The 4,736-nt window shown below is 66.7% G+C and carries 5 protein-coding genes and 1 pseudogene; 4 read left to right on the plus strand and 2 right to left on the minus strand.

Annotated elements, in window-relative coordinates:
* Nucleotides 1-206, minus strand: a pseudogene (locus tag H7290_RS04570) (hypothetical protein); the annotation flags it as partial.
* A 142-nt stretch (nt 207-348) separates the two neighbouring features.
* Here H7290_RS04570 and H7290_RS04575 point away from each other — a divergent pair.
* The 4 genes from H7290_RS04575 (at nt 349) to H7290_RS04590 (ending at nt 4,066) form a co-directional block, all read left to right on the plus strand.
* Nucleotides 349-1,560 carry a M14 family zinc carboxypeptidase gene (locus H7290_RS04575; RefSeq protein WP_290512833.1) on the plus strand — a complete coding sequence of 404 codons (1,212 nt, stop codon included), beginning with the start codon at nt 349-351 and terminating at the stop codon, nt 1,558-1,560.
* Between the two features lie 83 nt (nt 1,561-1,643).
* On the plus strand, nt 1,644-2,612 hold the full coding sequence (gene bla / locus H7290_RS04580; RefSeq protein WP_290512834.1) for a class A beta-lactamase: 969 nt from the start codon (nt 1,644-1,646) through the stop codon (nt 2,610-2,612).
* Nucleotides 2,613-3,298: 686 nt separating this feature from the next.
* On the plus strand, nt 3,299-3,751 hold the full coding sequence (locus H7290_RS04585; RefSeq protein WP_290512835.1) for a hypothetical protein: 453 nt from the start codon (nt 3,299-3,301) through the stop codon (nt 3,749-3,751).
* Between the two features lie 168 nt (nt 3,752-3,919).
* The gene (locus H7290_RS04590) at nt 3,920-4,066 is read left to right on the plus strand and encodes a hypothetical protein (RefSeq protein ID WP_290512836.1); all 147 of its coding nucleotides are present in this window, start codon (nt 3,920-3,922) and stop codon (nt 4,064-4,066) included.
* A gap of 20 nt (nt 4,067-4,086) precedes the next feature.
* On the opposite strand, the gene H7290_RS04595 is transcribed toward H7290_RS04590, so the two are convergent.
* On the minus strand, nt 4,087-4,362 hold the full coding sequence (locus H7290_RS04595; RefSeq protein WP_290512837.1) for a hypothetical protein: 276 nt from the start codon (nt 4,360-4,362) through the stop codon (nt 4,087-4,089).
* Nucleotides 4,363-4,736: the final 374 nt, after the last annotated feature.

Raw genomic sequence — 4,736 nt, forward strand, 5'->3', positions numbered from 1 at the left:
AGCAGGGCGGCACCGACCGCTGCCGAGATGATCACTGGCCTTGCGCCCAGGGCATCGAACCCCTGCTCGGTGTATCCGGCGGAGAACCCGAGCACTAGCAGAAGGCGCCACAGAGCCGACGGCAGCGGTGTGAGCGCCGCAACGTGCGCTGCAGTCTTGGCCCACCGCGGAGCGCTTGATTCTGGCCGAACCCCGGTCCCCATCACTGCGGGGAACCTACCTGCGCGAGCGGTTCATCCTTTTTGCGGTGACCTGCGTCACAACCATCCAGATAGGCGAAAAGGCGTGGTGGTCTCTGTGAGACCGGTCACCCCGGTGAATGTCGAAACGATTATCTGGAGCATCTCCATGACGTTGACGCCCCCCCGCCGTACCCGGCGTCGCCTGACAGCCCTTCTCGCACTCCCCGTTGCCGGCGCCGTCGGTGCCGCCGCACTCGTGGCCCCCAGCACGGCAATCGCCGCGCCACCGCTCAACGCGAACTGCGACAGCTCCACCGGTGACCCGGCGATCTCAGGCTTCCTCACCCATGAGGAGGTCGAGCGCCGGCTGCAGCAGATCGAACGTACGAGCAACGGCACCGTCGATGTCGACATTGCCGGGTTCACCAACAAGAAGCGCGAGCTGTGGACCGCCAGGGTCGGTGAGGGCGACAAGGTCGTGCTGATCCAGACCCAGATCCACGGCAACGAGCCGCACGGGACGATGGCCTCGCTCAACCTGCTGCAGACGATGGGCGGCAGCTCCGTGCGAGCCCAGAAGATGCGCAAGGCCGTCACCGTCGTCATGATCCCGCAGCTCAACGCTGACGGCGCCGCACTGGACCGCCGCCAGAACGACCAGACCTGGGCTGAGGTCGTCAAGGAGTTCCCGGCCCTGGCCGGCGCACCGGAGAGCTGGAACTACCGCAGCTCCGTCGGGGGCTTCGACACCAACCGGGACTTCAACCCCGACCTGGACTACACCCCCAAGCCCGCCGACTTCCCCGGCACTAGCGCCGGCACCGGCTGGTACGTCACCCCGGAGGCGCGAACGGTCCGCGAGGTCTACCGCGGGCTCGAGAAGGAGTTCGGCACGGTCGACGTCTTCGTCGACCTGCACAACCAGGGGCCCTGCTACACCGGCCAGGCGCCGGACGGCGCGGGCACCGGGGACTACTCGACGCTGTCGATCTCCGGGCGCTTCATCGACGACCCGACCGCGTTCGGTGACTGGCCGAAGTTTGACTACGACGCTTCCCGCCGGCTCAACGTCGCGGTCTTTGATGCCCTGCAGCAGCGGGGTGAGTCTCCGTACGGCACGGTGACGCTGTACCCGCAGAACACGAACCTGCCCGGCACCGCGCTGGGCTCGTTCGCCCTGCGCGGCAGCGCCACGGTGCTGTTCGAGACGACCGGTCAGACCCAGTCGGCCGGTCAGCGCGAGATCGGTCAGCTGGTCAAGCAGGTCGAGGTCGGTCTGACCGGGATCATCGACGGTCTGACGGACGGCACGATGGCCAAGATCGACCCGAACCGCTACGAGAGCATCCCGGAGCGCCAGTTCATCCCGCGCGACTGACAGCACGGTCGACGCTCAGAGCCCCCGGCATCCCGCCGGGGGCTCTGAGCCTTCCCCTTCAGCTGCCACCCCAAGGAGAACTAGTGCACCACGTCCTCACTGCGTCCAAGCTCATCGTGGCGGCCAGCGTGTTGGCCGCTGCCACGTTCAACAGCACCGCCGCGCTCGCCCACCGGGCCGATGCCCAGCAGGTCGGCGCGACCGCGACGAGCAGCCACCAGGAGCACCGCACCGCCGGCGCCGCCGGGCAGGCCCGGGTCCAGCAGCGACTGCGGACCCTCGAGAACGAGTTCGACGCGCGCATCGGCGCCTATGCCTTCGACACCGGCACCAGCCGCGTCGTCGGCTACCGCGCGAACGAGCTGTTCCCAATGACGTCAACGTTCAAGGCAATGGCTTGTGCGGCCGTCCTGCATAAGGCGCGCACCGCTGACCCTGGCCTGATGGAACGGGTCATTCAATACACCCAGGACGACCTCGTCGACTACTCGCCCATCACCAAGGAGCACGTCGGGACCGGCATGACAGTCACCAAGCTGTGCCACGCCACGATCACGGTCAGCGACAACACGGCCGGCAACTTGGTGCTCCGCCAGCTTGGTGGGCCGCCTGGTCTGACCGAGTACCTGCGCAGCCTGGGTGATCCGCGGTCGCGCCTGGACAGGTATGAGACCGCGCTCAACGACTGGCAGCCCGGAGAGCGCCGCGACACCACGACCCCCGCCCTCATGGCGCAGGACCTGCGCGTTGTGATGACCGACGCACTGACCGCGCCGGACCGGGACCAGATGGCTGAGTGGTTGCGTGCCAACACCACTGGCGCCGCCCGCATCCGCGCGGGTCTGCCAGTCGACTGGGTCGTGGGTGACAAGACCGGAACTGGAGGGACCTACGCGACCGCGAACGACATCGCTGTCGTGTGGCCACCGAACGGCGCGCCGATCGTCATCGCGGTCTACACCAACCGCCACACGCGCGACGCGACCGTGAACAACGAGGTCGTCGCACGGACGGCAACCGCCCTTGCAGAAGGCCTGGATCTGCTGCACTGACCGAGACGGTGACAGCGACGCCAGCCAGGCGTCGCTGTCCTACCGCGGGTCAGCCCCATGCCGCCAAGCTAGAGCTTGCGCATCGTGGTGCCCCTGGCGGTGGCCAAACCCAGCAGTGACATTCCGTTAGGGGCGCTTCTCTACGAACCCAAATGGGACAGCAGCCGCCTTCGAGTAAGCGGTTCCAGGCGGGTTGTGGCACTCCTGGTCAGGGGCTCGCTACTTGATCAGGAGCGGGCTCGGAACTGCAGCGAGCGCGCTCGCGGCGAGTCCAATATGGCCGCGAAGGCCTGAACCTGAAGTAGTTCACGGTCCCTGCTGGGGGCGCTGATCACGGCTGGACGGGTCCCTGTGGGCTAGGCCTTGGTCTTGCGCGCCTCGATCTCGTCAAGCGATGTGACCGTGATCCGGCCTGCGCGCGGTCTGGTCGCCGGGCGCGTCGGCTTCGTCTCGCCGCCCTCCAGCAGCGCTTCTAGGGGCGCTGCGTGGCGGGCGCACAGGTCCCTGGCTGCGGTCCGGGTCCCCTGTGTAACCGCGTACGTCCGAGCCTCACGTCCTGGGGCCTGACACACATCACAGACGATGATCTCCACTTTCACAGGGACTCCCACTTTGCTGTCACTCACTCGTGTAACACTTGCACTCGGTCGGGCCTGACGGTAGCCCCCGTAACGGAGGTCGGGTCGGTGGGCGCAAGCAAGATCGTGAACGAGCAGGAAGTTGTTGGCTGGTTCGCCGAAGGCAAGACGTACGCCTGGATGAGCGAGGAGTACCTCACCAAATACAACATCGAGACGGTGCCGTCGTTGTGGGGGAACTTTCGGCGCCGGCGTGGGCTTGCCCGTCGCATCACACGGGACGACAACCTCATCCCGTGGTTCGTCCAGCCGCAGCACCGCTGGGCCTACCCGGTGGCGATGCTGAGGTCCGAGGCTCGTGCTCGCTCCGGCATGGGGAACTCCGAGAACACCGACGAACGGCTGGCGAGCTGGAAGCAGACATTGCAGGCCGCGAACGCGGTGGTGCACTACGACCCGGACACCGCGGACGGCTTCTACTACGTCCCACGGCTGCCGTCCGACACCGACATCATCCGTCAGCCGCGGTTGAAGACCACCCGCCGCAAGGCAGCCGACTGATCGGCTGCCGCAACGCTTCTTGTAACAGGTGCGACACGACAGTCCGCCGACCATCTCACCCGGACGGTGCAGCCAGAGGCAGGAAGTGCATGGCGAAGCTCCCGAAGGACATCAAGACGGTGGGTGGACCTCAGGCAGTCCCGCTGGCGTTCGAGTTCCAACGAGTAGGTGAGGTTTATCGGCACCACCAAAGTTGGCGTCGCCGTGTACCTGGTTGATGGAGTCGAGCCGCTGGCCGTCTCCGCCCTGGTCGTGCGCCATGGCGACTGGAACATGGAGCAGGAAGCCGTGGCACTCCTTCGCGAGATGTTCTGAGTCTCCGCTGCTAGGGCGACCTAATGCGGGCCGTCGGCCCGGGGATGATCCTGGACGTGCTCGCTCACCACGGCGTCATTCGGGATGACCTCGTCGGCGCAGACGAGGCACAGCGCCGAGGCCTGGCCGGCGGCGACGAGCTTCTCTGTCTCATGGCCCAGCCCGCACATGTGCCCGCACTGCACGCACTCAGCGAACCCGTGCGTGCAGTAGTCCGGCAGGGCATCCCTGACAACCCGGTCGAGCAGAATGATGGGGCAGGGCTCGCCCGGCTTCGGGGCCTTGACGTAGGTCACTGTCGCGTCGGGGCGCAGCGTCTGGCAGTGCTGAGCTAGCAGCGTCTTGAGGTCGGCCGGCGCACGGTCACCGGGCCCGCCGTGCCGCCCTGGCCTTGAACGTCCCGCTGCCCGCCCAGTCCAGCGGCACCAGTGGGCTCGGAGTCTGCCACCCGGATGCTGACTCAACGGGCGTTCTCGGGCTGATTTGCCGGTTATTGGCCCAAGTTAGCTGAAATACTGTTGCGGATCGCCTGTCTGTGCCATGGTCCGCCCTGCGCACACCTGCGCATGGCAAGCACAGATCCGACGGCATCACTGGTCGCCTATGGCCGTCGGGGAGCTAGGGCGAAACCGGGCCGCACCCTTCCCAACATGGAGGCTCATCTTGCGTA

This window comes from Aeromicrobium sp. (genome assembly GCF_014378035.1).
Lineage (GTDB): Bacteria > Actinomycetota > Actinomycetes > Propionibacteriales > Nocardioidaceae > Aeromicrobium.